This window comes from Rhizobium sp. Leaf321 (assembly GCF_001423215.1).
GTDB lineage: Bacteria > Pseudomonadota > Alphaproteobacteria > Rhizobiales > Rhizobiaceae > Neorhizobium > Neorhizobium soli.
The window spans coordinates 635,585-661,643 of sequence record NZ_LMOF01000007.1 but is presented as its reverse complement, the minus strand read 5'-3'; the positions used below and the strand labels follow the sequence as shown (position 1 = coordinate 661,643).

General features: G+C 61.1%; 25 protein-coding genes and 1 other RNA gene. 17 read left to right on the top strand and 9 right to left on the bottom strand.

Annotated features, from left to right (window positions below; translation table 11 throughout):
• The first annotated feature begins 87 nt into the window (after positions 1-87).
• Entirely contained in the window at positions 88-3,816 is a 3,729-nt protein-coding gene (locus ASF70_RS16095; protein ID WP_244474051.1) for an AsmA-like C-terminal region-containing protein, read from the top strand.
• Positions 3,817-3,867: 51 nt separating this feature from the next.
• Here the strand turns inward: ASF70_RS16095 and ASF70_RS16090 are convergent, their stop codons facing one another.
• From ASF70_RS16090 to ssrA, 4 genes are all read right to left on the bottom strand, one after another.
• Positions 3,868-4,113, bottom strand: coding sequence for a ribbon-helix-helix domain-containing protein (locus tag ASF70_RS16090; protein WP_062456265.1), 246 nt, complete (start codon positions 4,111-4,113; stop codon positions 3,868-3,870).
• 98 nt (positions 4,114-4,211) lie between these two features.
• A complete protein-coding gene (locus ASF70_RS16085; protein ID WP_062581052.1) occupies positions 4,212-4,418 on the bottom strand; it encodes a DUF4169 family protein in 207 nt (68 codons plus the stop codon).
• Between the two features lie 9 nt (positions 4,419-4,427).
• Positions 4,428-4,931, bottom strand: coding sequence for an SspB family protein (locus tag ASF70_RS16080; protein ID WP_062581050.1), 504 nt, complete (start codon positions 4,929-4,931; stop codon positions 4,428-4,430).
• 111 nt (positions 4,932-5,042) lie between these two features.
• Positions 5,043-5,411, bottom strand: a transfer-messenger RNA (tmRNA) gene (gene ssrA, locus ASF70_RS16075).
• A 124-nt stretch (positions 5,412-5,535) separates the two neighbouring features.
• Here ssrA and ASF70_RS16070 point away from each other — a divergent pair.
• The 5 genes from ASF70_RS16070 to ASF70_RS16050 all read left to right on the top strand — a co-directional run bounded on the left by ASF70_RS16070 (position 5,536) and on the right by ASF70_RS16050 (position 11,106).
• Positions 5,536-6,330 (top strand): thymidylate synthase, encoded by a 795-nt coding sequence (locus ASF70_RS16070; RefSeq protein ID WP_062581048.1) that lies wholly within the window; start codon positions 5,536-5,538, stop codon positions 6,328-6,330.
• Positions 6,330-6,857 (top strand): dihydrofolate reductase, encoded by a 528-nt coding sequence (locus ASF70_RS16065; RefSeq protein ID WP_062581045.1) that lies wholly within the window; start codon positions 6,330-6,332, stop codon positions 6,855-6,857. The genes ASF70_RS16070 and ASF70_RS16065 overlap by 1 nt, the downstream gene beginning before the upstream one ends.
• A gap of 162 nt (positions 6,858-7,019) precedes the next feature.
• Complete coding sequence (gene hflK / locus ASF70_RS16060; protein ID WP_062581043.1) at positions 7,020-8,132, top strand: FtsH protease activity modulator HflK; 1,113 nt, start codon at positions 7,020-7,022, stop codon at positions 8,130-8,132.
• Positions 8,132-9,094 (top strand): protease modulator HflC, encoded by a 963-nt coding sequence (locus tag ASF70_RS16055; RefSeq protein WP_062581041.1) that lies wholly within the window; start codon positions 8,132-8,134, stop codon positions 9,092-9,094. The genes hflK and ASF70_RS16055 overlap by 1 nt, the downstream gene beginning before the upstream one ends.
• 272 nt (positions 9,095-9,366) lie before the next feature.
• On the top strand, positions 9,367-11,106 hold the full coding sequence (locus tag ASF70_RS16050; protein WP_244474050.1) for a Do family serine endopeptidase: 1,740 nt from the start codon (positions 9,367-9,369) through the stop codon (positions 11,104-11,106).
• A gap of 9 nt (positions 11,107-11,115) precedes the next feature.
• Here the strand turns inward: ASF70_RS16050 and ASF70_RS16045 are convergent, their stop codons facing one another.
• Both ASF70_RS16045 and serB read right to left on the bottom strand, forming a co-directional pair.
• Complete coding sequence (locus ASF70_RS16045; RefSeq protein ID WP_062581454.1) at positions 11,116-11,718, bottom strand: GNAT family N-acetyltransferase; 603 nt, start codon at positions 11,716-11,718, stop codon at positions 11,116-11,118.
• A gap of 26 nt (positions 11,719-11,744) precedes the next feature.
• The gene (serB, locus tag ASF70_RS16040; RefSeq protein WP_062581037.1) at positions 11,745-12,638 is read right to left on the bottom strand and encodes a phosphoserine phosphatase SerB; all 894 of its coding nucleotides are present in this window, start codon (positions 12,636-12,638) and stop codon (positions 11,745-11,747) included.
• On the opposite strand from serB, the gene miaA reads away from it, so the two are divergent.
• On the top strand, positions 12,639-13,532 hold the full coding sequence (miaA, locus tag ASF70_RS16035; protein ID WP_062581452.1) for a tRNA (adenosine(37)-N6)-dimethylallyltransferase MiaA: 894 nt from the start codon (positions 12,639-12,641) through the stop codon (positions 13,530-13,532).
• A gap of 16 nt (positions 13,533-13,548) precedes the next feature.
• On the opposite strand, the gene ASF70_RS16030 is transcribed toward miaA, so the two are convergent.
• Entirely contained in the window at positions 13,549-15,738 is a 2,190-nt protein-coding gene (locus ASF70_RS16030) for a DUF87 domain-containing protein (protein ID WP_062581035.1), read from the bottom strand.
• A gap of 382 nt (positions 15,739-16,120) precedes the next feature.
• Between ASF70_RS16030 and ASF70_RS16025 the strand changes: the two genes are divergently transcribed.
• The 3 genes from ASF70_RS16025 (at position 16,121) to ASF70_RS16015 (ending at position 19,583) form a co-directional block, all read left to right on the top strand.
• Positions 16,121-17,899, top strand: coding sequence for an acetolactate synthase 3 large subunit (locus tag ASF70_RS16025; protein ID WP_082471955.1), 1,779 nt, complete (start codon positions 16,121-16,123; stop codon positions 17,897-17,899).
• Between the two features lie 70 nt (positions 17,900-17,969).
• Entirely contained in the window at positions 17,970-18,542 is a 573-nt protein-coding gene (gene ilvN / locus ASF70_RS16020; RefSeq protein ID WP_062581033.1) for an acetolactate synthase small subunit, read from the top strand.
• A gap of 30 nt (positions 18,543-18,572) precedes the next feature.
• Positions 18,573-19,583: a capsular biosynthesis protein gene (locus ASF70_RS16015; protein ID WP_062581032.1), complete on the top strand. Its 1,011-nt coding sequence runs from the start codon at positions 18,573-18,575 to the stop codon at positions 19,581-19,583.
• On the opposite strand, the gene ASF70_RS16010 is transcribed toward ASF70_RS16015, so the two are convergent.
• Positions 19,580-20,422 carry an aldo/keto reductase gene (locus ASF70_RS16010; protein WP_062581030.1) on the bottom strand — a complete coding sequence of 281 codons (843 nt, stop codon included), beginning with the start codon at positions 20,420-20,422 and terminating at the stop codon, positions 19,580-19,582. The genes ASF70_RS16015 and ASF70_RS16010 overlap by 4 nt on opposite strands.
• Positions 20,423-20,618: 196 nt before the next feature.
• Here ASF70_RS16010 and nthA point away from each other — a divergent pair, with 196 nt between their 5' ends.
• The 6 genes from nthA to ASF70_RS15980 all read left to right on the top strand — a co-directional run bounded on the left by nthA (position 20,619) and on the right by ASF70_RS15980 (position 24,182).
• On the top strand, positions 20,619-21,272 hold the full coding sequence (nthA, locus tag ASF70_RS16005) for a nitrile hydratase subunit alpha (protein WP_062581028.1): 654 nt from the start codon (positions 20,619-20,621) through the stop codon (positions 21,270-21,272).
• Complete coding sequence (gene nthB, locus ASF70_RS16000) at positions 21,269-21,928, top strand: nitrile hydratase subunit beta (protein ID WP_062581027.1); 660 nt, start codon at positions 21,269-21,271, stop codon at positions 21,926-21,928. Before nthA ends, nthB begins: the two co-directional genes overlap by 4 nt.
• On the top strand, positions 21,915-22,304 hold the full coding sequence (locus ASF70_RS15995; protein ID WP_062581025.1) for a nitrile hydratase accessory protein: 390 nt from the start codon (positions 21,915-21,917) through the stop codon (positions 22,302-22,304). The genes nthB and ASF70_RS15995 overlap by 14 nt, the downstream gene beginning before the upstream one ends.
• A gap of 45 nt (positions 22,305-22,349) precedes the next feature.
• Positions 22,350-22,538 (top strand): type II toxin-antitoxin system HicA family toxin, encoded by a 189-nt coding sequence (locus ASF70_RS15990; RefSeq protein WP_062581023.1) that lies wholly within the window; start codon positions 22,350-22,352, stop codon positions 22,536-22,538.
• A 3-nt stretch (positions 22,539-22,541) separates the two neighbouring features.
• Positions 22,542-22,973, top strand: a complete 432-nt coding sequence (locus ASF70_RS15985; RefSeq protein ID WP_062581021.1) for a type II toxin-antitoxin system HicB family antitoxin — start codon at positions 22,542-22,544, stop codon at positions 22,971-22,973.
• Between the two features lie 84 nt (positions 22,974-23,057).
• Complete coding sequence (locus tag ASF70_RS15980; RefSeq protein ID WP_062581019.1) at positions 23,058-24,182, top strand: ATP-dependent RecD-like DNA helicase; 1,125 nt, start codon at positions 23,058-23,060, stop codon at positions 24,180-24,182.
• Positions 24,183-24,188: 6 nt separating this feature from the next.
• Here ASF70_RS15980 and ASF70_RS15975 read toward each other — a convergent pair whose 3' ends face one another.
• Positions 24,189-24,905 (bottom strand): MerR family transcriptional regulator, encoded by a 717-nt coding sequence (locus ASF70_RS15975; RefSeq protein WP_082471931.1) that lies wholly within the window; start codon positions 24,903-24,905, stop codon positions 24,189-24,191.
• A gap of 340 nt (positions 24,906-25,245) precedes the next feature.
• On the opposite strand from ASF70_RS15975, the gene ASF70_RS15970 reads away from it, so the two are divergent.
• Positions 25,246-25,998 carry a pyridoxine 5'-phosphate synthase gene (locus ASF70_RS15970; protein WP_062581017.1) on the top strand — a complete coding sequence of 251 codons (753 nt, stop codon included), beginning with the start codon at positions 25,246-25,248 and terminating at the stop codon, positions 25,996-25,998.
• The last annotated feature ends 61 nt before the right edge of the window (positions 25,999-26,059 follow it).

The following is a 26,059-nucleotide window of genomic DNA, read 5'->3' as shown; positions in this document are numbered from 1 at the left end:
CACTCCCCAATGATTGACTTGCCAGTCCGGCGCGTGGAACTACTCTTGCCGTAGAAACAGGGAGATAGGCCGGTGCTCGGACGCATCATGTTGGCTTTGGGCGGATTGGTCGTAGCGGCGCTGTTTGCGGCGCTGCTGGTGCCTTTCTTTGTCGACTGGTCGAGCTTCCGCGTCGCTTTCGAGGATCAGGCCAGCCGTCTGCTCGGCAAGAAGGTCGCCGTCCACGGCTCGGTCGATGCGCGGATACTCCCATTTCCGTCGGTTACACTGCATGACGTGCGCGTCGGCCAGGACGTCGATGGCCAGCCGCTTGTGCAGGTGGCGCAATTCTCGATGGATATGGAACTCGCGCCGTTTCTCTCCGGCGAGGCCCGCATTTTCGATATGCGCATCGAGAAGCCAAAGGTGCGTTTCCGCATTCTGAAGGACGGCACGTTCGAATGGCTGCGCGGCAGTCGCCCGACGATCGCGGCGCGCAGCGTCATTCTCGAAGACGTCCATATCATGGGTGGCGAAATCGAGATCATCGACGATCGCAACGGCCAGATCCGCCACATGACCGGACTGTCCACCGACCTGTCGGCCGGGACGCTGGCCGGGCCATGGCGGGGCGAGGGCAATGCGGTGCTAGATGGCCAGGAGGCCCGCTTCAGCCTCACAAGCGGTGAAGCCGCGGCCGAGGGACGGCATATTCCGTTGCGGCTGCGCGTCTGGCCGGATGCCCATCCGGTCGTGGTCGATTTCGATGGCGAACTTGCCGCAGTCGACAACAAGCCCAGCTACAACGGCAAGTTCAACCTTGCCTTCCTGCAGGAAGAAGACGAGTCCGAGCCGGTCAAGGCGCCGCCGCCCGGTCCGCGCGTGTCCGGCGATTTCGAGCTGACCGGCGAGCGCGCCCGCATTCCGCAATACCGGGTCGAAGTCGGTCCGAAGGAAAACCCTTACATCGTCACCGGCGAGGCAACGCTCGATACAGGGCCGAAGCCAGAATTCCTGCTGACGGCCGATGGCCAGCAGATCGACGTCAACCGCCTGAGCGATGGCCCCCAGGCGAAGACGGGTCGCAATCCGGCCGCGTCCGCGCAGCGCCGCCTCAATGCCTTCGTGCAGATGGTCGCGTCGATCCCGATCCCGCAGGTGCCAGGAAGGGTCAACCTCAAGCTGCCGGCGATCGTCTTCAACGACACAACGATCCGCGACATCCATCTCGACGTTAGACCGGCCGGGCGCGGCTGGGCCGTCGACAACGTGACTGCCACCCTGCCGGGCCGCACCCAGCTGGAGGCCAAGGGAAATCTCAACCTTGCAAACCGAACCGCTTTCGTCGGCGACATGCTGGTCGCGTCGACACAGCCCTCCGGCCTTGCCGACTGGCTGTCCGGCAGCGTTGATCCTGCGATCCGGCAGCTGAAAAACGCCGGCTTCTCGGCCAAGGTGAACCTCACGCCGGAACTTCAGCGGTTCGAAGCTCTGGAACTTGGGATAGGGCCTGCAACGCTTAAGGGTCGGCTGGAGCGCCAGTCGCCGAATGGCCAGGCGCCAAGCCTTTCCATGGCGCTTGCCGGCAACGAGATCGATATCGACGCCATGCGCGCGCTCGCGTCGCTGGTCACCGGCGACGATGCCGGTCAGGATGTGCTCGACCACCGGGTCGCAGCAAGCCTCAAGGCCGACCGGCTGACGGCTCTAGGCGTCGTCGCAACCAAGGTCGATACCGCGTTTAGCGTGGCCGAGGGCGTGTTGTCGCTGGAGCGGCTGACTGTCGGAGATATCGAGGGCGCCACCCTGTCCGCCAAAGGCAGGGTCGAGGGCTCGCTGGTTTCCTACGCCGGGACCGGGTCGGTCAGTTTCCGTTCACCGGACCCCACGTCTTTCATCACCATGCTGCGGGATCGGCTGCCGCATCATCCGTTGCTCGACCGGTTGGCCCGCAACGGCAGCTGGTATGCGGATTCGGATCTGATCGCCGATATTTCACTCGGCGGTAGCGGTCTTGGCGGTGCGAATATCAAGCTGCGCGGCAAGGCGAATGGCAGCACGGTCGATGCCGATCTGAAGCTGCCCGGCATCTTCGATCTCACGGCCGGCAACGCGATGACGCTGTCTGCATCGCTTGCCAACCCGAAGGCGACGGTCCTGCTCGGTCAAGCCGGTCTCGATCCCTTGCCTTTCGATGGTGACGGCGCGGGACGGTTGGCGCTGACATTGCAGCAAAAGGAACAGCACGCGGCCACCACCGAACTGAGCTTCACGACGCCCAAGACGTCGCTGCTGATGGCCGGCGACGTGAATATCCAGAATGCCGGATTTGGCGAAGGGCGGGCGCGGGTGTCGCTCAAGAGCGCCGATATCGAGCCCTATCTGCTGGTCACCGGTGTCAGCCTGCCGCAGTTCGGCAGCGGACTGCCTGTCAATCTCGCGGCTGATGTCGAGCTTTCGGCAGATGCCGTGAAAGTCTCTGGCCTCAGTGGCGATCTTGCCGGAAACACTGTCGGTGGATCGCTATCCGCCGATCGCCGCGCTCCCGGCCTGCCTGTTACCGGCGACATGTCTGTCGACGCGATCGATCTTGCCTGGATGGGCGAGGCGGTATTCGGGCCGATGGAGAATGGCGTGACAGGCGCCCCATCAAAGACGCCGTTCGCCACGCCGCTGATTGGATCGACGGATGTCGGCATCAATCTGTCGGCAAAAACGCTCCGGGCGGATGCGCTTGGAACAATTACCGGTTTTTCGGGCAGGGTGAACGGCAAAGCCGGTGGTCTGACGATCGACAACGCCTCCGGTACCTGGCAGGGCGGAAATCTGTCCGGACGGCTGATGATGTCGAACGGCGATGCGACCGGCATCGTCCAGGCAAGGCTGCAGGTCGAAAACGCCGATCTCGCACCGCTCGTCTGGCAAAAGGGCGGCACACCGGTCGCGACGGGCAAGCTGGACAGCACTGTCAGCATCGAGGCGACTGGCAAGAGCATGGACGAACTCATGCATGGCGTCAGCGGCTCCGGCGAGATGCGCCTCAAGGATTTCGAGATTGCCGGGATCAATCCGGATGCGCTCGCGCCGATACTTGCCGGTGCCGACAGGCTGCAGGGCGAGGTCAACGAGGCAGCGGTTCAACCGATCGTGACAACTGAGGTCCTGAAAGGGACAACCCGGCTCGGGTCCGTCACCATTCCGATGACGATTACCGGCGGCGCCGCACGGGTTCAGAATTTTACCGCAACGGCCGGCGCCGCACAGGTCTCGGCTGAGGGCGTGCTCGACTTTGTCGATAGCCGCATCGATGCCGGGCTGTCGGTCCGTTACGATGCGGGTGAAGAGGCTGTGGCGGGCGGAGAACCGACTGTCACGCTCGGTTATTCCGGATCGCTCGAGCAGCCGGAACAGCGCATCGATATGGCCGCAATGGCAAACTTCCTGTCACTGCGGGCCTTCGAACAGGAACGCCGCCGCGTCGAGACGCTGCAGGCAAGCGTGCTCGAGAAACAGCGGCTGCGCCGCGAAGTCGCGCTCTACACGTTCCGTGGCGTGGAACGGGAGGCGGCACGCGTGACGGCAGAGGCCGAGGAGCGGGCACGCCAGGAGGCGGCGGAGGCAGAACGCAGAAGCCAGGAAGCCGAACGGCAGGAGGCAGCAAGGCGCGCTGAAGCAGCCCGGCTCCAGCAGGAGCGGCAACGGGAAATCCAAAGGCAGAACCAGCAGCCATCGGCGCCGGCGCCGTTCACGATGCCACCCGCCGGCGACCTTTTCCAGGAGCAGCCTTCGGGTACGGGTCGCTCCTCAAACCCAAGTTTGCCGGGCGTGCAGCCGTGAGTGCGGCGGCACGCTGATCAGAGCAAATGGGGGGCGGGAGGACGCTGACCGTCAGCGCCTGGCTGGCAGCCCGGCAAGACAGTCTGCCAGCGAGGTCTTGAACCAGCGCAGCACATGCAGGCGGAGTGCAGAGGAAAGATTGTTGTCTTCCGAACGACCGTCGTCGACCTCGGCGATCAAGGCGGCCAGACTGATGCCGCGTTTGGCAGCAATGGATTTCAGTTCATGCCAGAATTCATCTTCCAGCGAAAAACTCGTTCGATGACCGTGCAGGGTCGCAGAATGTTTTCGGATCAAGTGTAGGCCCCGTCACCCTCATGGTGATTGATGGAGCGCAATTGAGGATGTCGCATGCGCACGGTCAAGCCGTTGCCATGAGTCAGCCTAACGAAGCCTTAACGCCGTTCGTCCGTTTCCGGAGAAGGCTTTTCGAGCTTGCCCTGATCGAGGGTTTTCCCCGCTTTTTCGTTGAGGGCCGTCGTCAGCTGCTTTTCACTCTTGGTGCGGCCAAAGCTGATGCGGTTCTGTTCGGCAGCCGCGTCCTTTTGCGAACGCGCCTTGCCTTTGCGAAACTGCCGAAGGTTGACGATCTCGGCGCTCATCGGGTCTGCCTACTGCTTCTTGCGGAACGAATCGAGGGAGACGACGGAGCCTTCCTTCTTGTCCTCGCCGGTGGCGGCATCCGCATCCACAACCTTTGGCGTGGGATCGACCGGGATTGCGGTGATCTCGGCGGAGACTTCGCCTTCCTCGACCATCGGCACTTCGAACTCGAGTTCGAAATTCACGGACGGGTCGTAGAAGCCGCGGATCGTGTTGAACGGGATGACCAGGCGTTCCGGCGTATCGTTGAACGACAGGCCGATTTCAAACAGCGTATCGGTGATCTTGAGGTCCCAGAACTGGTGCTGGACGACGATCGTCATCTGTTCCGGATATTTCGACTTCAGCGCCGGAGAGATTCGTACCCCGGGTGCGCCGGTCAGGAATGTGATGAAGAAGTGGTGGTCACCCGGCAGTCTGCCGGTTGCCGCGACCTCGGACAAAACCTTGCGGATAACGCCGCGGAGGGCGTCCTGTGCCAGAATATCGTAGCGGATGTGATCCTGCCCCATGCGATCCTGTCTTTCTATTGCTCTTCAAACGCCGCTTATGTCACGAGACGCGCCCGCGGGGAAGTCCGCTTCGGCGTCGAGTCATGTCATGATATTCCACCGGGGAGCGAAGGTGAAGGCTTCTGTTGCCAGGTGCCTCCGGACCCCGCCTTACGGGGCTAACCGTAAGGACTTAGTTCGGGTTTCCCGCACCGCCATTAGGCAGCGAGAGCGTAACCCTTAGCGTTGTTGTCATTTGCAACTACACTTGTGACCCGATAACGGCGGTATCATGCCGAGCAAAAGTTCGATCTTTACACCCTTGTCGATCCTATTTCGCCCCCATCACAAGCCGGTCTAGATTGACCGACCGGTTTGTGGTGGAGGCGCCGGGTACCGCCCCCGGGTCCAATAGGCTTATTTCATCGACCGTTTATCGCCATATCCGAACCGAAGTCCGGCACGAGTGATATAGGGGTTTGCGAACCGGATGAAAAGAGGTCTCGTCATATTCCTATCATCAACGTGAAAAGCTTGGAAAAGCCGCGCCGGTGACGGGGAGGTGATTGGTGAGTAGGCTTCGTGCTATTATGTAGGACGATCTCGACCAATCGGCGGAAGACCTATGAAGCAGTATCTCGACCTTCTCCGGCACGTGATGGAGACTGGCGCCGACCGCGGCGACCGCACCGGGACCGGTACCCGCTCGGTCTTCGGCTACCAGATGCGATTCGATCTGAACGAGGGTTTCCCGGTCCTCACCACCAAGAAGCTGCATCTGCGCTCGATCATCCATGAGCTCTTGTGGTTTTTGAAGGGCGATACGAACATTGCCTATCTCAAGGAAAATGGTGTCTCCATCTGGGATGAATGGGCAGACGAAAAAGGCGATCTCGGTCCGGTTTACGGATATCAGTGGCGCTCATGGCCGACGCCTGATGGCGGTCATGTGGATCAGATCGCCAACCTGATCGAGAACCTGAAGGTCAACCCGAACTCGCGCCGGCACATCGTCACAGCCTGGAATCCTGCACAGGTTGACGACATGGCGCTGCCGCCCTGCCATTGCCTGTTCCAGTTCTACGTGTCGGAGGGGCGGCTGTCGTGTCAGCTCTACCAGCGGTCGGCGGACATATTTTTGGGGGTTCCGTTCAACATCGCCTCTTACGCGCTCCTGACCATGATGGTGGCGCAGGTGACCGGGCTGAAGCTTGGCGATTTCGTGCATACGCTTGGCGACGCGCATATCTATTCGGATCATTTCGAACAGGCGCAGCTGCAGATGACGCGCGAGCCGAAGCCGCTGCCGACACTGCGCATCAATCTTGATGTGAAGGACATCTTCTCCTTCCGCTTTGAGGATTTTGCGCTGGAGAATTACGTCGCTGATCCTAGCATCAAAGCACCGATCGCAGTCTGATGGCGGTTCCGGTCGCAATCTTCGTCGCGGTGTCGCGCAACAATGTCATCGGCAGAGATGGCGACATGCCCTGGCGGCTGTCGACCGACCTCAAGCGTTTCAAGGCGATGACGCTCGGCAAGCCGATGGTGGTGGGACGAAAGACGCTCGACAGCTTCGGCGGCAAGCCGCTGCCCGGCCGCCCGCATGTCGTGGTCACCCGCAATCGCGATCTCTCGGTCGAGGGTGTGGAGACGGCGGCGTCCCTCGAGCAGGCGATATCTAGGGCGAGGGAGATCGCTGCAGCGACCGGTGCCGGAGAGGTCGGCATTCTCGGAGGCGGCGAAATCTACGCGAAAGCAATCGATCTGGCAGACCGACTTTACGTGACCCATGTGGAAGCGGATATTGCAGACGGTGATACGATGTTTCCAGCAATCGATCCAACCGTGTACGAAAAGATCGAGGAGATCCTCGTCCCGGCCGGCGAGCGCGACAGCTTTGCCACCCGTTTTGCTGTCTACAGCCGCCGATCGATGCCAAAGTGACATAATTCGTTACCGAACACCGGGAAGTTATTGAAGCTGCGTTGAAAGCGGCTCTTCCGATACTTATAACGGCATGACCGGGGGCACGGACCGCGAGCTGCTGCATTTCAGGCGGCTCGGACAGGCGACCGGTTAGGGAGTAGCACTAACAAAGAGGTTTTGATGCCCTGGAGCAATCAGAATGGCGGCGGCGGCCCATGGGGCGGCGGCGGCGGCGGCGGTAACAATCAAGGACCTTGGGGACAAGGCCCGAACCGTCCGCGCGGCGGCGGTGGTGGCGGAGGGGGAAATGGCGGACCGCCTGACCTCGAAGACATCCTGCGGCGCAGCCAAGACCGGCTGAAGGGTTTTATGCCTGGTGGTTTCAACGGCGGAGCAGTCGCGGTCGTCTTTCTGGCCGTTCTCGCATTCCTGGCATTCGAATCGATCTATACGGTTCAGCCGGACGAGCGGGGCGTCGAACTTCGGTTTGGAAAGCCCAAGGAAGAACTGTCCATGCCGGGCCTTCACTTCCATCTCTGGCCGTTCGAAACGGTGGAGATCGTCAAGGTCACCGAGCAGCAGCAGAATATCGGTGCGCGCAGCAGTGCCACCAATTCGAATGCCGGATGGATGCTGACCGGCGACCAGAATATCGTCAACGTCCAGTTTTCGGTCCTCTTCACCGTCACCGATCCACGCGCCTATCTCTTTAACGTCGAAGCCCCGGCCCAGACGCTGCAGCAGGTTGCAGACAGCGCCATGCGCGAAGTCGTCGGACGCCGTCCGGCTCAGGATATTTTCCGCGACGCTCGTGAAGGCATGTCGACGCAGGTGCGCGACATCATTCAGGGCACGATGGACCGTTACGGCGCAGGCATTGCCATCAACGCCGTGCCGATCGAAGATGCAGCGCCGCCGCGTGAAGTGGCAGACGCGTTCGAAGAGGTTCAGCGCGCCGAGCAGGACGAAGACCGTATCGTCGAGGAAGCCAATCGCTACGCCAACCAGAAGCTTGGTGGCGCCCGCGGTCAGGCCGCGCAGGTCCGCGAAGAGGCGTCCGCCTATCGTGACCAGACGGTCAACGAAGCTCAGGGTGAAGCGCAGCGCTTCGTGTCGATCTACGACCAGTATGTGAACGCACCGGACGTGACGCGCGAACGCATCTTCATCGAGACCATGGAGAACGTTCTGAAGAACTCCAACAAGGTCATCATCGAGCAGGGTCAGAACGTCGTCCCTTATCTGCCGCTCAATGAAATCAACCGGCCGGCAGCCGCACAGGGGGGCAACTGATGATCTCGAACAAATTGCCCGCTTTCCTGATCGGTCTCGCCGTTCTCCTGTTCCTCGTCTACTCGTCGGTCTTCGTCGTCAACGAACGGCAGCAGGCGCTCGTGCTTCGCTTCGGTGAAATCCAGAGCGTGAAGAACGAGCCGGGGATCTATTTCAAGCTTCCCTTCGCCTTTGCCGATGCGGATCGCGTTCAGTATATCGAAGACCGCGCACTTCGCCTGGATCTCGACAATATCCGCGTTCAGGTCCGCGGCGGCGCCTTCTATGAAGTCGACGCGTTCGTGATCTACCGGATCGAAAATCCGCAGCGTTTCCGGGAAGCGGTTTCGGGCGATCGCGTGTCTGCCGAATCGCGTATCAGCACGCGTCTCGACGCCGGTCTGCGCCGCGTCTACGGTCTGCGCAGCTTTACTGAAGCACTCTCCGAAGAGCGTGCGTCGATGATGACCGAGGTCAAGCGTGATCTCGACGTTGCCGCCGAAACGCTTGGCGTCAAGATCCAGGATGTCCGCATCCGTCGAACCGATCTGACGCAGGAAGTCTCGCAGCAGACGTTTGCTCGCATGCGGGCAGAGCGTCTGGCGGAAGCGGAACTCATCCGCGCCCGTGGTAGCGAAGAAGGCCAGCGCCGCCGTGCTATCGCCGACCGCCAGGTTGTCGAGTTCGTCTCGGAAGCGCAGCGCGATTCGGAAATCATCCGAGGTCAGGGCGATGCCGAGCGTAACCGCATCTTTGGGGAAGCGTTCCAGCGTGATCCGTCGTTCTTCCAGTTCTACCGGTCGATGCGCGCCTATGTCGCCTCGATGGCCGGGAAGGATACGACCCTGGTGCTTTCGCCTGATTCACAGTTCTTCCGGTTCTTCAACTCGTCGGACGGCGTGGTAACGCCGCCTGCAGCGGGACGGCCTGCACCGGCCCAGCCGACGCCAGCCCAGCCGGCACCGGCGCAACCGACGAACTAAGCACTTAAGAAAAGGGCGGCCTGTCATGGCCGCCCTTTTCGCAACTGCCCTTTTCACCCGTCATCCACATCCATGTTCGCTGATGGTCGCGGTTTCACGAAAAGGTAATTTTCCCGGCCGTTATTCCGCCCTATGCTTTCTTCAGAACGGGGCGCGAGTTATCAATGCGTAACGTTGTGGGTTGCACGGATGCTTTTCTGCCGCGGCAGACACCGTGACAGAAAACGAGGATGCCAATGGGCCATTCGAAACTATCGTCCTTGAAGGGTTCCGTGAGCCTCGGTCTAGTGGTTGCCGTCATGGTCAGTCCGCTTCAGGCACTGGCGCAAGGCCCGGCCCAGCCGCAGCAGGTCCAGGCCCCGGCCCCTCGTCCACAGGCGCCAGCGCCTCAGGGACAGGCGCCCGCTCCGCAGGGGGAAGCCCCGGCACCTCCGGGACAGGCGCCGGCTCCACAGGCTAACAGCCAGCCGGCCACTCAGCCCGGCGGCATGCTGCCCGCGCCACCAGCGCCAGCCGGCAACAAGTTCAATCCGCCACCTCCGGTCAGCCAGTCCGCGGTGCCCGCCGGTCCAGCGCCGATCTCCGATCTGGCGGAAGGCCTGCTCGACGCCGTCGTCAACATCTCGACGTCGCAGAGCGTCAAGGACCAGGGTGCCGGCCCGCAGCCGCAGATCCAGGAGGGCTCACCCTTCCAGGAATTCTTCGACGACTTTTTCGACGACAAGGACAATCAGGGCGGAAACCAGAAGGTGTCTTCGCTCGGCTCCGGCTTCGTGATTGATTCCTCCGGCTATGTGGTGACGAACAACCACGTTATCGAAGGCGCCGACGATATCGAGGTGATTTTCCCGGATGGCCGTAAGCTGAAGGCTCGCCTGGTCGGCACCGACACAAAAACCGACCTCTCCGTGCTGAAGGTCGAGTCCAAGACGCCGCTCAAGGCCGTTCCCTTCGGTGATTCCAAAAAGATCCGGATCGGCGACTGGGTCATGGCAATCGGCAATCCGTTTGGTCTTGGCGGGTCGGTGACGCTCGGCATCGTGTCCGCACGCGGCAGAAACATCAATGCAGGGCCCTACGACAACTTCATTCAGACGGATGCGGCGATCAACAAGGGCAATTCCGGCGGACCGCTGTTCAATATGCGCGGCGAGGTGATCGGGATCAACACGGCGATCATTTCGCCCTCCGGCGGCTCGATCGGGATCGGCTTTGCCGTCCCGACAGAACTTGCGGAAAACATCGTCCATCAGCTGATCGAGTTCGGCGAAACGCGCCGCGGCTGGCTCGGTGTCCGCATTCAGCCCGTGACTGACGATATCGCGGCGAGCCTGGGGCTCGACAAGGCCCGTGGAGCACTGGTTTCCGGCGTCGTTGAAAACGGTCCGATCAAGAACGGTGAAATCAAGTCGGGCGATGTCGTGCTCGCCTTCGACGGACAGTCGGTCAGTTCGATGCGCGATCTGCCGCGGATTGTTGCCGAAAGCCCTGTGGGCAAGGATGTCGAGGTGCGTTTGCTGCGCGACGGCAAGGAGCAGACCGTCCGCATCACGCTCGGGCAACTCGATGATACGGCCGATGCCGCAGATGGCGATGAGCCGGCAGCACCCGATGGACAGTCGCCAGACGCACAAAGCCCTGACGATCAGTCCCCGGATGACCAGGGCAAGAATGACAGCGGCTCCCCGGACGCCGGCGAGAAAAGCAGCGAGCCCGTTACGGTTTACGGCATGACGCTGAGCGTGCTGGATGAGGCGCACCGCAAGACGTTCGGGATCGCGGAAAGCGTCGAGGGCGTGGTGGTGTCCGAGGTGAAGGCTGGTTCGGTTGCCGCTGCCAAGGGCTTCAAGGCCGGCGACGTGGTGGTCGAAATCGCCCAGGACTTCGTCGAGAACCCGGGTGAGGTCGCCAAGCGCTTCGACGTGCTGAAGAAGGAAGGCCGCCGCAACGCGCATGTCATGGTGGCCGACAAGACCGGAAACCTGCGGTTCGTGGCACTTCCGCTGGAATAGCCTGAGAGTTCAGGCTTCCTCGACAAGGCGGGCGTTCCGCCTTGTCCATTCCTCCGGTGTCATTGCATAGACGACATGGCGCTTGAGGTGGGGATGCGTCTCCGGCACGCGCGGATGGTCGAAATCCATGCCGGCCGCCCGATGCATTCCAAGGCGCTTCATGACAGCCGTCGAGCGGTTATTGTCCGCTACGGCGAACGAGACGACGGCCTTGATGTCCTTCTCTACGAAGGCGAAATCGAGAAGCGCTTCTGCCGCTTCCGTCACATAGCCATTGCCCCAGTAACGGGCAGCCAGACGCCAGCCGATCTCCACCGTTTCGGCCGGAAAAATCCCCGGCATATTGGCATAGGTCAGCCCGCAAAACCCTAGTGGCTCGCCGGTTTCCCTGAGTTCGAGCGCGTAAAAGCCAAGCCCGTTTTCGGAAAACATGTCGTTCAGCTTCCCGAGGAACGCATCCGATTCGTCGTGGCTGCGACGGAACGGGAAGAACGCCATCACGTCAGGATCCGCGTTGATTTCGCGGAACAAGTCCCGGTCCGTGGGGAGCCAGCGGCGCAGGACGAGGCGTGAAGTTTCAAGGAGCTTGGTTGCGATAGGCTGCGGCTGCATGGTGTTGCTCATCCCTCTGTGGAGCCTCAGCCGGGAATGACGAAATCCGTCTTCCGGTAGCCCTGGATATAGAGGAGCGCGGTCAGGTCGCCGTGGTCGATTCGGATCTTGGCCTGGGCCGCAACAGTGGGCTTGGCGTGGAGGGCCACGCCGGAGCCTGCGATGCCGAGCATGCCAAGGTCGTTTGCGCCATCGCCGACAGCAATCGTATCATCAGGGGTGATGCCGAGTTCGCGGGCGATCTCTTCCAATGCATCCACCTTGGCCTGTTTGCCGAGGATGGGTTCGGCGACTTCGCCGGTCAGGATGCCGTTTTCTTCGAGGAGGATGTTGGCGCGGTTGATGTCGAAGTCGAGCATTGCGGCGATGCGGCTCGTAAAAACGGTAAAGCCACCGGACACGAGCGCCGTGTAACCACCCTTCGCCTTCATCGTCGCGATCAGTTCCGGTCCACCCGATGTCAGCGTGATCCGCTTCTCGATGACCTCGTCGACGACGCCGATCGGCAGGCCTTTCAAGAGCGCCACCCGTTCTCTCAACGCCGGCTCGAATGCGATCTCGCCGTTCATGGCACGTGCCGTTATCGTCGCCACCTTGTCCTTCAAACCGACGACGTCGGCGAGTTCATCGATGCATTCCTGGCCGATCATGGTGGAATCCATGTCTGCGATGAGGAACGACTTGCGCCGGGTTTCCGCCTGCTGCACCACAACATCGATCCGCTCCTCGCCGATCAAGCCGCGGAGTGTTTCTTCCGCAGCCGACGGATCGGTGCCGTCGCGAAGGGCGATATCGCAGGCGATCCCGTCTGCCAGCCAGTACAGACCGGAGGCGTTGACCGCTTCGGCGGCCCGTTCGGCGATGGCCGGAGTGAGAACGGGGTTTGACGGATGGGCAATGAGCGTGGCAACGAAAGCCATATGACCGACCTTATGCAAAATACTGATGCGATCCTGATAACCGGGCCGACTGCCAGCGGCAAGTCGGCGCTTGCCATTCGCATGGCACGCGAATGCGGCGGCGTCGTCGTCAACGCCGATAGCATGCAGGTTTACGACACGCTCAGGATCATCACCGCGCGTCCGTCAGAGGAGGAGACCGCGGACATCGCCCATTACCGCTATGGGCATGTGCCGGCGACGCACGCCTATTCGACGGGCGAATGGCAGCGGGACGTATCCGCACTCATGCCGGTCTTGAAAGAACAGGGGCGGATTCCGGTCTTCGTCGGCGGCACGGGGCTGTACTTCAAGGCGCTCACGGGCGGTCTGTCGGACATGCCGGAGATTTCCCAGGATATTCGGTGCCGTGTGCGCTTGCGGCTCAAGGAGGAGGGACCGCAGGCGCTTCACTCGGAGTTATCGGCACGTGACGCGGCGGTGGCCGCCAATCTGAAGCCGATGGACGGACAGCGAATCCTGCGGGCACTGGAGGTGCTGGAAGAAACAGGCCGATCCATCACCGAGTTTCAGGGCAAGGCAGGCCCGGTCATCATCGATCCGTTGCGAGCGCGCAAAATCGTCGTTCTGCCGGATCGAAAGATCCTGCACGATCGTATCAATGCCCGCTTCGTCAAGATGCTGGATGGGGGCGCAGTCGAGGAGGTCGAATCGCTGCTCGCCTGCGATCCGGCCCCGGACCTGCCGATCATGAAGGCGATCGGCGTGCGGGAGATCGGCGAAATGCTCGCGGGACGGATGACCCGCGACGCGGTCATCGAGCGTGGCTCCGCGCTGACGCGGCAATACGCCAAGCGTCAGATGACCTGGTTCCGCAACCAGATGGACGAAAGCTGGGAGCGCCTCGCAACGTGAGGGCGCTCGCTCGCGATCAGTCCTTGTCGTAGAGACTGCTCAGCGGCTTCTTGAGAAGGCCATCGCGCAACGAACCTTCCCTTGGCGGAGCTTCGCGCCGCAGGAATGCGTTCGGACGCGGTTCCAGTGACGGCGAGCCTGGTCGAGGGGTCTCGGACGAAACCTGCCGACGAAGATCGGCGAAACGGTCGTGAATGGCGGGCGGGCGATCCGTGAGCCGGTCGGTCTGACGCTCCGCGGGACGCTCGGCAAAGCGCTCAACCGGCCTGTCGCGTTCCGGGAAGCGCGGTGCAAGCCGCTCCGCTGCACGCGGGGTCGGTAGCATGTCGGATCTGTAGGGTGCCAACGAGGGCGGTTCCGGCGAGCGCGGGGCAGGCGCATCGAGCGGCGGTATACCGCTGCCGATTTCACGCCGCCAGTCATTCAGTTCCGCGTCATCGGCGGACGGCACAGCCTGCCTGTCTTCGGGCGGGATCGGCAGACCTGCCTCCGGGGCGGGTGGATTGGCGGAATAGCTCTGCTGGAACGATGAGATTTCCGGCGCTGTGACCGAGCGCATGCGGGACACGATCGAACGCAGATCAACCGTGTCGGGCGTTTCTTCGCTGCCCTTGTTTGCAAGACTGTTGGTCTTTGGAAGATAGCGTTTCTCGACGCGTGAGAAGCGCATGCGCATGGGAACCGAGATGGCCTCGCCGAACGCGATTGCCTCGCCATTGCCGATCGACGACAGGAAGCTCGTCGTCGAGATCGACGAATTCGGGATCGCCGACTTGATGATGACCTGATCCCGCTCATTCGACAGGCGCATGGCAAACAGCGTCGAACACTGGGACAGGATCGTCTGGTCAAGCTCGCCTGGGCGCTGCGTGATGATGCCAAGGGAAACGCCGTATTTGCGGCCTTCCTTTGCAATGCGGGAGATGGCCTGCACGGTCGGTGCAAACCCGAGCTCCCGGTCTGCCGGTACGTAGCGGTGCGCTTCCTCACAGACAACGAGCATGTGAATTGCGCCATTGCTCCAGAGCGCAAGCTCGAACGCCATGCGGCAGAGGATAGAGGCGACAGAGTTCACGACTTCCGATGGGATGCCGGCAAGCTGGAACGTCGAGATCGGCCGGTCGTCGCCGGGAATGCGGAAGATATGCGCGATCGTCTCCATGATCGTGTCTTGGATCGTGTTGTTGGAGAACATGAAATGATAGCGCGGATCGTTGATCGCCGACGTGATGCGCATTTTCAGAGCGCGCAGGAACGGCTTGTCGGAGCGACCCTCCAGCCTGCCGAGCCGTTCGTCGATCAGGGCCAGCAGATCGGCCATGCGGTAAGGGACGGGCGTATCGGCGGTCAGCGAACTTTTTTCCGAAGCCGAGCGGCGCATCAGGCCCGAATCGCTGCCCTTGAAAGCGCGTTTTGCTTCCGGGATGAGGTCGCGCATGATGTCGAGCTCTTCGGGGATAGCCGGGCGGCCACGGAAAATGACCTCCGAGAATTCCTCAAGGCGCATCAGCCAGAAAGGCAGGTCGAGCGTGTCGGTATCGATAACGACCGCATGATCGGGAAAGGCTGCCGCAAATTCGTTGTGCGGATCGAGGATCAGAACGCGGAGCCGATGGTCAGCTTCGATCGCCTTGTGCAGGAGAAGCGAAACGGCTGTCGACTTGCCGACGCCGGTGGAGCCGACGATGGCGAAATGCTTCGACAGCATTGAAGGCACATGGATTGCCGCATCGATGCTTTCATCCTGGCTGAGCTTGCCGATCGTGCACGTATCGTTCTTGCCGGCATCGTAGATGCGCAGAAGGTCGGCCGAGCGGATACGATGGGCAATGGCGCCGAGATAGGGGTAGGCGGAAATGCCGCTCGAAAACTCTTCGCGACCATCATGCCCGACACGGACCTCGCCGAGCAGCTCGACTTCGATGTGGAATTTCGTGTCTTCACCTTCCGCCCACTGGCGTTCGCCAGATTGCATCGAATAGGCAAGCGCGACGACGCGGTTGCTGCCGACGGAAATGGAGATCAGCCGGCCGACGGACCAGAGTTCGGTGAGATCGGTGTCGCCATGCTCGGCGACAGCTGCGATCGTCGCATGCGAGCCGTTGCAGGCGACGACACGGCCCAGCATCCGGTTACCGATTTTCTGGGCATCGCGACGCTCTTGCTCCCCGGCAGAGATCGAACGGTGAAGGTCGTTGTTCAACAACAGTAACGGCCCTGCAAATGGGGTGGCAATCGAAAGGTGATATGGAGATCAGGTTCCTCCAATCTTGCGACTGTAGCCTTGCCGGCTTAACAACTTGTGTAGGACCTCGTCACTTTCGGCGTGAACTGCGAGCGATCTCAATGAGATGACGTTTTTGCTGACGGTCTGCGTTGACGAATGGGGCATATCCGGCTAACACTCACGGCCATGAAGATTTCGAACGCACTTATCGTGGTGGGAACGCGCATGGGCAGGACGGTGTAACCGTCCGGCGATAGCCACCCATGCGCGGAAAGACAGGCTCCTCAAGGGGCCTTTTTTTATGTCTTCAAACCGGCTCGGAGGAGCCGCCGGTAAATCCAGAAGTGAACGGATGACGATGATGACGGATACGAATAACAGGATGACGGGCGCAGAGATCGTCCTGAAGGCGCTGAAGGACAACGGCGTCGAGCATATTTTCGGCTATCCCGGCGGCGCGATCCTGCCGATCTATGACGAAATCTTCCAGCAGGATGACATCAAGCACATCCTCGTCCGCCACGAACAGGGCGCCGGCCATGCTGCCGAAGGCTATGCCCGTTCGACCGGTAAGGTTGGTGTCATGCTCGTCACCTCAGGTCCAGGCGCCACCAACGCGGTTACACCGCTGCAGGACGCGCTGATGGATTCGATCCCGCTCGTATGTCTGACCGGCCAGGTTCCGACTAACCTGATCGGCTCGGATGCCTTCCAGGAAGCCGATACGGTCGGCATCACGCGCCCCTGCACCAAGCACAACTGGCTCGTCAAAGACGTCGACCAGCTGGCTGGTGTCATCCACGAAGCGTTCCGTATCGCCCAGTCGGGCCGTCCGGGTCCTGTCGTTGTCGATATCCCGAAGGATATCCAGTTTGCGACCGGCACCTATACGCCACCAGGCGCGACGCCTGCCAACAAGAGCTACGCGCCCAAGCTTGCCGGCGATATGCAGGCAATCGAGGCAGCCGTTCAACTGATGGCTTCGGCCCGTCGGCCGATCCTTTATACTGGCGGTGGCGTCATCAATTCCGGCCCGGAAGCGTCGCGTTTGCTGCGCGAGCTGATCGAGCTGACGGATTTCCCGATCACCTCGACGCTGATGGGGCTCGGCGCCTATCCGGCATCGGGCAAGAACTGGCTCGGCATGCTCGGCATGCACGGTTCCTATGAAGCCAACATGGCGATGCATGACTGCGACGTCATGGTCTGCGTCGGTGCGCGTTTCGACGACCGCATCACCGGACGCCTGAATGCGTTTGCGCCGAACTCGCGCAAGATCCATATCGATATCGACCCGTCTTCGATCAACAAGAATGTCCGCGTCGAGATCCCGATCATCGGTGATGTCGGTCATGTTCTGGAAGAGATGGTTCGCCTGTGGCGCGCCCTGCCGCAAAAGCAGGACAAGGCGCAGATCTCCGACTGGTGGAGCGAAATCCAGAGCTGGCGGGGTCGCAAGTCGTTTTCCTACAAGAACTCGACCGACGTCATCATGCCGCAATACGCGGTCGAGCGTCTCTACGAGGCGACGAAGGGTCACAAGACCTTCATCACGACCGAGGTCGGCCAGCACCAGATGTGGGCGGCACAGTTCTTCGGTTTCGAAGAGCCGAACCGCTGGATGACATCGGGTGGTCTCGGCACGATGGGTTACGGCCTGCCGGCAGCTCTCGGCGTTCAGGTCGCGCATCCCGATGCGCTCGTCATCGACATTGCCGGCGACGCGTCGATCCAGATGTGCATCCAGGAAATGTCCTGCGCGATCCAGCACGATCTGCCGGTCAAGATCTTTATCCTGAACAACCAGTATATGGGCATGGTGCGCCAGTGGCAGCAGCTGCTTCACGGCAACCGCCTGTCGAACTCCTATACGGAAGCGATGCCTGACTTCGTCAAACTCGCGGAAGCTTACGGTGCTGTCGGCATGTATTGCGACGATCCGAAGGAGCTGGACGACAAGATCGCCGAGATGATCGCAATCCGGCAGCCAGTCATCTTCGACTGCCGTGTCGCAAACCTTGCCAACTGCTTCCCGATGATCCCGTCAGGCAAAGCCCATAACGAGATGCTGTTGCCGGACGAGGCGACCGACGAAGTTGTTGCAACCGCGATCGACGCCAAGGGCCGTCAGCTGGTTTGATCGGCGCATCTGGGGCGTCAGCGGAGGGCTGGCGTCCTGAACCTATCTCTGAGGAAACGGACCTGAGACCATGAATGCACATCTGCAGCCGACCGGTTCTGCCTACTTCTTCCAGCCCGAGACCGCCAAGGTCGAGAGCCACACGCTTTCGGTTCTCGTCAGCAACGAGCCGGGGGTTCTTGCCCGCGTCATCGGGCTTTTCTCCGGCCGCGGCTACAATATCGAAAGCCTGACGGTTTCGGAGACCGAGCATGAAGCGCACCTATCGCGCATCACGATCGTCACCAACGGAACGCCGACCGTGCTTGAGCAGATCAAAGCGCAGCTCGAGCGCATCGTGCCTGTCCACCGGGTTCTCGACCTGACGGTCCGAGCGCGCGATCTCGGCCAGGACCGGCCCATCGAACGTGAAGTGGCATTGCTCAAGGTGGTTGGCCACGGCGATCAACGAGCCGAGGCCTTGCGTCTCGCCGACGCGTTCCAGGCGAAGGTCGTGGACGCGACGATCGAGCACTTCATCTTCGAGATCACCGGCAAGTCGTCGAAGATCGATCAGTTCGTTGCGGTCATCAGGCCGCTCGGCCTGATCGAGATCTGCCGCACGGGCATCGCCGCGATGAACCGCGGCTCGCAGGGCATGTAAGTGTCGGGCCGCCGCGCCGGGGATATTCCATTGCAAAAGGACTGGCTGCCGAAACCTGGAACGCGCATCGGTGCGACCTTCTATGTCCGGCAGTCGCAGCCCTTCCTGCGGCATTACTTCGGTGTCGAGGCGCTTGAACCGACGCTTCGGCCGGGAATCGGCGGGATCGTTCTGTGGGGCGGTCGCGCTCCGGCAAAGGCGGCGCGGCTGATTGCTGCGCTGCGCGGCCTGCCGAGCTGGTATCTCGAAGACGGGTTTTTGCGTTCGGTCGGGCTCGGCAAGCAAAACACGCTGCCGATTTCGATCCAGATCGACGACCTCGGCATGCCGGTGAGGGCCGCCGTTCCCTCGCGCCTGGAAAAGGTAATCGCGGGAGCTGCCGACGATTGGGATGCTGCATCCCTGGGCAGTGATATCCGCACTGCGCTGGTTTCTGAAAAGCTGTCGAAATACAACAACCTGCCGCATCGGGAGCTGAAACTCGAGAGATCGCTGCGAAAGCGCATCCTTCTGGTTGACCAGGTGTTCGGCGATGTTTCGGTGCCGATGGCGGGCGGCTCGCCGGACAGCTTTTCGCGGATGCTCAAGGATGCGATCGCGAGCGGTGCTCAATGCGTGGTGCGCACCCATCCGGATGTGATGGCCGGCTTCCGCAAGGGCTATCTGACCGAACTGGCAGCGAAAGCATCCGGCGTGATTCTCCTGTCGGATGCAGTCTCGGTTGCCTCCATTCTCGATGTGGTGGATGAAGTCTGGACAGTCTCCAGCCAGTTCGGGCTGGACGCGCTCCTGCGCGAAAAGCCGGTGCGGTGTTATGCCGGTCCGTTCTATGCGGGCTGGGACCTGACCGAAGATCACCTCGGTGAGGGCGCGCAGGCCACGCTGTCTCGTCGGACCGCCCGTCCCACCATCGATCAGCTGGCAGCGGCAGCCTTCGGCCTCTACCCGGTCTATCGCGACACGAAGAGCTTTGCCGAAATCGACGTGTTTACCGCGATCGAGACGCTCGTCGCCGAGCGTCGTCAGCTAGACCTCGACTAGAGCATTTCCAGCGGCTGCTTGCGTTCCGGCGGCGGGAAGGCGGCATCGAGCGCTTCCCAGTCCTCGTCGCTGATCTCAAGGTCGGCAGCACCGGCATTTTCCTCGACGCGCGACGCCGTCGAGGATTTTGGAATCGCGATCACCTTGTCCCGCTCCAGCAGGAAAGCGAGCGCCACCTGTGCCGGCGTTGCCTGGTAGGCTTTGGCGATGCGGATCAGTTCCGCATTGCGCAGGATCCGTCCCTGTTCGATCGGGGAATAGGCCATGACCGGAATCTCGTGCTCCTGGCACCAGGGCAAGAGATCGTATTCGATGCCGCGGCGCGACAGATTGTAGAGAACCTGGTTGGTCGCGCAGTTGCGTCCATCCGGCACCGCCATCAGTTCCTCCATGTCGGCGATGTCGAAATTGGAGACACCCCAGGCGCCGATCTTGCCGTCGCGGCGCAGTTCCTCGAACCCGGCGACGGTTTCTTCGAGCGGATGCTCGCCGCGCCAGTGCAGAAGGTAGAGGTCGAGCCGATCCGTTTTCAGGCGTTCGAGACTGGCCTCGCAGGCCTCGATCACACCGCGGCGGCTGGCATTCCAGGGATAGACCTTGCTGACCAGAAACACCTCGTCGCGTCGGCCGTCGATGGCTTTTCCTGTGAGCTCTTCCGAAGCGCCTTCTCCATACATTTCCGCCGTGTCGATCAGTGTCATGCCAAGGTCGAGCCCGCGGCGCAGACTTTCGATCTCGGCCTTCGCGTCGTTCGGGGCCTCGCCCATCTTCCACGTTCCGAGGCCAAGGGCTGGAACCGAGATGCCCGAGGGCAGGGTGACGGTTGGAATATCGGGCATCTTCGACCTCGCTGATGAGTGATCTGATGTCAGATAAGGCGCTCTGCCGTGATGCCAAGCCTCCGGTTCGTCCGGTGGCGGCAAAGGCTTGCCGGGCATGAGGAAGGCGCATACGCTGAACCGACGACGACAACGTTTGCATCTCCTCGATGCGGACGTTGGCAAAGGTATCCCGCAGCGATCATGAGGTCCCGCCATGCACGAAGATCACGAGACCGATCACCACGACCACCATGGCCACGCTCACGGTCACTTTCACGACCACGACAACCGCTACACCGACATGCAGGCGCGGGTAAGGGCGCTTGAAACGGTGCTGGTCGAAAAGGGCCTGATTGACCCGAAAGCGGTCGATGCGATCGTCGAGACCTACGAGACGAAGATCGGGCCGAAGAACGGCGCCCGCGTGGTAGCGAAAGCGTGGAGCGATCCGGCATTTGCAGACTGGCTGAAGGCAGATGCGACGGCGGCGATCGCCAGCCTCGGCTATGCCGGTCGTCAGGGCGAGCATATGCGCGCCGTGTTCAACACCGTGGAGACCCATAACCTCATCGTCTGCACGCTCTGCTCCTGTTACCCGTGGGCCGTGCTTGGCCTGCCGCCGACCTGGTACAAGGCGCCGGCCTATCGCTCCCGTGCGGTGATCGATCCACGCGGCGTGCTGGCCGAATTCGGCTTGGCTCTTCCCCAGGAGACGAAGATCCGCGTCTGGGATTCGACGGCGGAACTGCGCTACCTCGTCATTCCTGAACGACCTGACGGGACGGACGGGCTGGACGAGCAAGCGCTTGCCGCACTGGTCAGCCGTGACGCGATGATCGGTACCGCGATCGCAGGGGTGCCGTCATGAACGGCCCGCACGACCTTGGCGGACAGATGGGTTTCGGGTTGGTGGCACCTGACAGCAACGAGCCCTATTTCCATGCGGACTGGGAACGCCGCGTGCTGGGCCTGACGCTCTCCTGCGGTGCATTTGGCGCATGGAACATCGATGAAAGCCGGCATGCGCGCGAGAATATCCCATCGGCGAGCTATCTCTCGGCCAGCTATTACGAGATCTGGACCCGGGCGCTGGAAGTGCTTCTGGAACGGCACGGTTTTGCGACCAGCGCGGAAATTGCCTCGGGCACAAAACAGGTCGAACCGGCGGTGCCCAAACGCATCTTGAAAGCCGAGATGGTTGCGGGCGTGCTTTCCAAAGGCGGGCCGTGCGACCGGCCGCTGGAGACAAGGCCAGCCTTTGCCGCGGGCGATCGTGTCCGCACGAAAAACTTCAACCCGGAGACCCACACGCGATTGCCGCGTTACGCACGCGCCAAGACCGGCGTGGTCGAGGCGGTGCAGGGCGCTTTCGTGTTCCCGGATGACAATGCCCATGGCAAGGGCGAAAACCCGCAATGGGTCTATACCGTCGTTTTCGATGCGTCAGAAATCTGGGGCGAGGGCGCCGATCCGACGCTGACCGTCTCCATCGACGCCTGGGAGAGCTATCTTGAGCGCTTCTGAAACTCGATGCGATAGCAAAACCGACCTTGCGCATTCGCCGGGCTTGCCGGTGTCACCGCAGGGTGATCCGGTCTTCCCCGAGCCCTGGACGGCTGAAGCCTTCGCGATGACCGTGCATCTGCACGAGCGCGGCGTGTTTACCTGGCCGGAATGGGCAGCGGCATTGTCGGGCCAGGTCCATCAGCCCGGCAGGGCAGAGGATGGAAGCGACTATTTCGACTGCTGGGTTGCAGCGCTCTGCGACCTTCTCGCAGAAAAACAGGTCGCCGACGAAGCGACGATCCTTGGCCTGCAGCAGAGTTGGCAGCGCGCGGCGGAAGCCACGCCGCATGGCATGCCGATCGAGCTGAGGAACGATCCGCACCGACAGAGTTGACAACAGGCACCTTGAAAATACACATCAAGTGTGTATAGATATTCCATGAAGAGTGGCGACATCATCTGTGCGTTGAAGGCTGATGGCTGGTACGAGGTCGCCAGGAAGGGCAGTCATGTCCAGTTCAAGCATCCAAGGAAGCTTGGTCGGGTAACTGTTCCTCACCCGAAGCAAGATATTCCAGTCGGAACGCTCAAGAGCATCGAGAAGCAAGCCGGACTAACTTTGAGGTAAGCCATGCGCAATTATATCGCACTGATTCATAAGGGTGCCGACAGCGATTTCGGCGTTTCCTTCCCGGATTTCCCCGGTGTTGTCACCGCTGGTCGGGATCTGGATGAGGCGCGGCGCATGGCTGAGGAAGCGCTGGCGTTGCATGTCGAAGGATTGCTGGAAGATGGCGATGCCATTCCGGAACCGGCTTCGCTTGATGCGGTGATGGAAAACCAGGACAACAGGGACGGTGTCGCCATCCTTGTTTCGCTCAAGACCGAGGGCAAAAAGGCCGTTCGCATCAACATCACGCTTCCCGAAGACATGCTTGCGTCGATCGACGCTTTCGCCGAGGCGAATGGATTTACCCGATCCGGCTTTCTGGCCCGTGCGGCCAAGCATGAGATGGAGTCCGCCGAGTCGGGCAATGTCCGGAAATACGCGCTGGGCGCCTGAAGCACCTTCTTCATCCCCCGGCTTCGATTCATCTTTCGTTCTTTTCAGTTGCGCTGACAGGCAGAATCCTGCCAAGTCGCGGCCATGCAATTTGCGCCGCAACAAGACGAGGCCTTGAAGGCTGTTTCGAAATGGCTGAAGGAAGGCCGTAGCCAGGTTTTCCGTTTGTTCGGGTATGCGGGCACGGGCAAGACGACGCTTGCCAAGCATTTCGCCGAGCATGTGGATGGCGACGTGCTGTTTGCCGCGTTTACCGGCAAGGCGGCGCAGGTTCTGCGGTCGCGCGGCGCGCGCAATGCCAAAACCATTCACTCGCTGATCTATCGCCCCCGGGGCGAGGAAGAGGTTGAAAACGAGGAAACCGGCAAGACATCCGTGTCGCCGATGTTCTCAATCAATCGCCAGAGCCCGCTCACCAAAGCTGCACTGATCGTCATCGACGAATGCTCGATGGTGGACGAACAGCTGGGGCGTGACCTCTTAAGCTTCGGCACGCCTGTTCTGGTTCTGGGTGATCCCGGCCAGCTGCCGCCGGTCACAGGCGGCGGGTTCTTTACCGAACAGGAACCGGATTATTTGCTGACCGATATCCATCGCCAGGCGCAGGACAACCCGATCATCCAGCTCGCCATGACCGTGCGCGAAGGCAAGGAGATCATGCGTGGCGATTACGGCAAGGCGAAGGTCATTTCCCGCAACGAGGTGACGCAGGAACTGGTGATGGAGGCCGACCAGGTTCTGGTCGGAACCAACCGGACCCGCAAGCGCTACAACCAGCGCCTTCGCGAACTGAAGGGCTTTACCGCCGATTACCCGCAGTCCGGCGACAAGCTGGTCTGCCTTCGCAACGATCAGGTCAAGGGCCTTTTGAACGGGTCTCTGTGGCAGGTGATGAGTTCATCGCGAGAAACCGTCAAGCCCGGTATCAATCTGATGATCCGCCCGGAAGACGACGACATGGATCGCGGTGCAGCCAAGATCAAGCTGCTGAAGACCGCGTTTGAGAGCGACGAGGAAATTCCGTGGTCGACACGCAAACGCTATGACGAGTTCGATTACGGCTATGCGCTGACCGTCCACAAGGCGCAGGGTTCACAGTGGCAGAACGTCGTTCTGTTCGACGAGAGTTTTGCCTTTCGCGATACGCGTGAGCGCTGGCTCTACACGGCGATCACCCGTGCTGCCGAAACGCTGACGATCGTCCGCTAGAGCGCTTCAGTTGAGGACGACACCGGCCACCAGTGCCTTGGCGATTGCCTGAAAACGGTTGCTCGCCTCGAACTTGTCGATCAGCGCGATCTCGATTCGGCGCATTTCGTCTAGATCAATCTCAAGCTCGCGGGCTATCCTTGATGCGGAATATCCATCGCTCATCAACGACAGGCATCGGCGTTCGATATCGGCAAGCGGCGGACAGGCTGCAGTCCGGCTGGTCTCGGCACGGTCGTCGGTGTCCTGCGACACCAGGGTCTCGATCTGCTGCATCTGCCGCCGGATCTGGGAGATCTCTGCGGTCATCTCCCGTTTGCGTTGTTGAAGTGCGGTACTGAAGATGTCGTCGGCCTTGGCCTGGCTGGCGGCTCCTGCCAGCTCCGACAGGAGGTCCTGGATCATCACGATGCCGATGCCGACCTCGCGGCAGGCCGTGATAACTGCCATGCGACGGATCTGATCTGATGCGTAAACCCGCATCGGGGCCGTTCCGCGTCCCGTTGCACGGCCTGCGACCAGCAGCCCTTTTTCCTCGTAGAAATGCAGTGTCCGGTGCGTTACGCCGAACAGGTCCGCCACGTCGGCAATCGGCACAGGCTGATCCGGCAGCTCGAACGGCAACTGGATTTGCGGGAAAAATCTGATCGCCAGGAATTCCGGCGACAACAGGCAGGAGGGCTGGGAAGTCTGGCTCGGTGCATCAAACAGGTCGCTTCGCATCGGATCCTTCGGTCGCTAGCTGGTCCTGCTCGATTGCATCCACAGGCCGCTTTATGCGTCATGATGAGCGGATGATCTTCGGTGAAAGGAATGCGGACCCGATTGATCGTGACAGCAGAATTCGCCTCGCCGGCCTCATGTGCCGCATCTTGCCGACTTGGCGAATTCTGCATGAAGACACCGTACGTAAAGTTTTAACGATTACTACTCCGGATTTTTGTAGATTATAATATGCTTACGTATCGGAAAGATCTATTTTCTACGTAATGTTCCCAAACGGTGGTCAACACGCTGCGCATGTCCTAAAAGCAGGCTGACATTTCTCGCTTCGGACGCTGCCATGACCACTACGCTCTCCGTCAATCTCAATGCTGTCGCCATGCTCCGCAATCGCCGCGATCTTCCGTGGCCGAGCGTTGAAGCTTTGGGGCGGATTGCGTTGCAGGCCGGGGCATCCGGACTGACGGTTCATCCGCGTCCCGACCAGCGCCATATCCGTTTTTCCGATCTGCCGGTTTTGCGCGCCCTGATCGACGACGAATTCCCAGATGCGGAATTCAACATCGAAGGCTATCCGAGCGAGGATTTCCTGGCACTGTGCGAACGTATCCAGCCGGAGCAGGTGACATTGGTGCCTGACGATCCGGCCCAGGCGACGTCCGACCACGGTTTCGATTTCCGTGCGACAGGCGAAATGTTGAAGCCGATCGTGGCGCGCTTGAAAAAGGGCGGTATGCGCGTTTCGCTGTTTGCCGATGGTGACGGAGATGTCGAGGCAGTAAAGCTTGCCAAGGCGACCGGCGCCGACCGGATCGAACTTTATACCGGTCCCTATGGCGGCTGTTTCGACAATCCGGAACGCGGCATCGAGTTTCTCGAGCTGTTGGGCAGGACTGCGGATGCTGCATTGGCGCAAGGCCTTGGCGTCAATGCCGGGCACGACCTGACGGTCGACAATCTCCCCGCGCTGGTGAAGCGCATTCCGGCGCTTGCCGAAGTCTCGATCGGCCACGGGCTGACGGCCGATGCGCTGGAATACGGAATGGCCGAGACGGTGCGTCGTTTCTGCCGCGCCTGCGGTCAGACGATCTAACTGAACCCGCAGCCGCGGCTCTCTCTTCGACCATGAGGCTGTCAACGTCTGGTGCCGTCAC

Bases quoted from the DNA above. Each gene is read 5' to 3' on its own strand.
- ASF70_RS16095 (WP_244474051.1), top strand. From the start codon at position 88: ATGTTGGCTTTGGGCGGATTGGTCGTAGCGGCGCTGTTTGCGGCGCTG.
- ASF70_RS16085 (WP_062581052.1), bottom strand. From the start codon at position 4,418: ATGAGCGCCGAGATCGTCAACCTTCGGCAGTTTCGCAAAGGCAAGGCG.
- ASF70_RS16080 (WP_062581050.1), bottom strand. From the start codon at position 4,931: ATGGGGCAGGATCACATCCGCTACGATATTCTGGCACAGGACGCCCTC.
- ASF70_RS16070 (WP_062581048.1), top strand. From the start codon at position 5,536: ATGAAGCAGTATCTCGACCTTCTCCGGCACGTGATGGAGACTGGCGCC.
- ASF70_RS16065 (WP_062581045.1), top strand. From the start codon at position 6,330: ATGGCGGTTCCGGTCGCAATCTTCGTCGCGGTGTCGCGCAACAATGTC.
- hflK (WP_062581043.1), top strand. From the start codon at position 7,020: ATGCCCTGGAGCAATCAGAATGGCGGCGGCGGCCCATGGGGCGGCGGC.
- ASF70_RS16055 (WP_062581041.1), top strand. From the start codon at position 8,132: ATGATCTCGAACAAATTGCCCGCTTTCCTGATCGGTCTCGCCGTTCTC.
- ASF70_RS16045 (WP_062581454.1), bottom strand. From the start codon at position 11,718: ATGCAGCCGCAGCCTATCGCAACCAAGCTCCTTGAAACTTCACGCCTC.
- serB (WP_062581037.1), bottom strand. From the start codon at position 12,638: ATGGCTTTCGTTGCCACGCTCATTGCCCATCCGTCAAACCCCGTTCTC.
- miaA (WP_062581452.1), top strand. From the start codon at position 12,639: ATGACCGACCTTATGCAAAATACTGATGCGATCCTGATAACCGGGCCG.
- ASF70_RS16025 (WP_082471955.1), top strand. From the start codon at position 16,121: ATGACGGATACGAATAACAGGATGACGGGCGCAGAGATCGTCCTGAAG.
- ilvN (WP_062581033.1), top strand. From the start codon at position 17,970: ATGAATGCACATCTGCAGCCGACCGGTTCTGCCTACTTCTTCCAGCCC.
- ASF70_RS16010 (WP_062581030.1), bottom strand. From the start codon at position 20,422: ATGCCCGATATTCCAACCGTCACCCTGCCCTCGGGCATCTCGGTTCCA.
- nthA (WP_062581028.1), top strand. From the start codon at position 20,619: ATGCACGAAGATCACGAGACCGATCACCACGACCACCATGGCCACGCT.
- nthB (WP_062581027.1), top strand. From the start codon at position 21,269: ATGAACGGCCCGCACGACCTTGGCGGACAGATGGGTTTCGGGTTGGTG.
- ASF70_RS15990 (WP_062581023.1), top strand. From the start codon at position 22,350: ATGAAGAGTGGCGACATCATCTGTGCGTTGAAGGCTGATGGCTGGTAC.
- ASF70_RS15985 (WP_062581021.1), top strand. From the start codon at position 22,542: ATGCGCAATTATATCGCACTGATTCATAAGGGTGCCGACAGCGATTTC.
- ASF70_RS15980 (WP_062581019.1), top strand. From the start codon at position 23,058: ATGCAATTTGCGCCGCAACAAGACGAGGCCTTGAAGGCTGTTTCGAAA.
- ASF70_RS15975 (WP_082471931.1), bottom strand. From the start codon at position 24,905: ATGCGAAGCGACCTGTTTGATGCACCGAGCCAGACTTCCCAGCCCTCC.
- ASF70_RS15970 (WP_062581017.1), top strand. From the start codon at position 25,246: ATGACCACTACGCTCTCCGTCAATCTCAATGCTGTCGCCATGCTCCGC.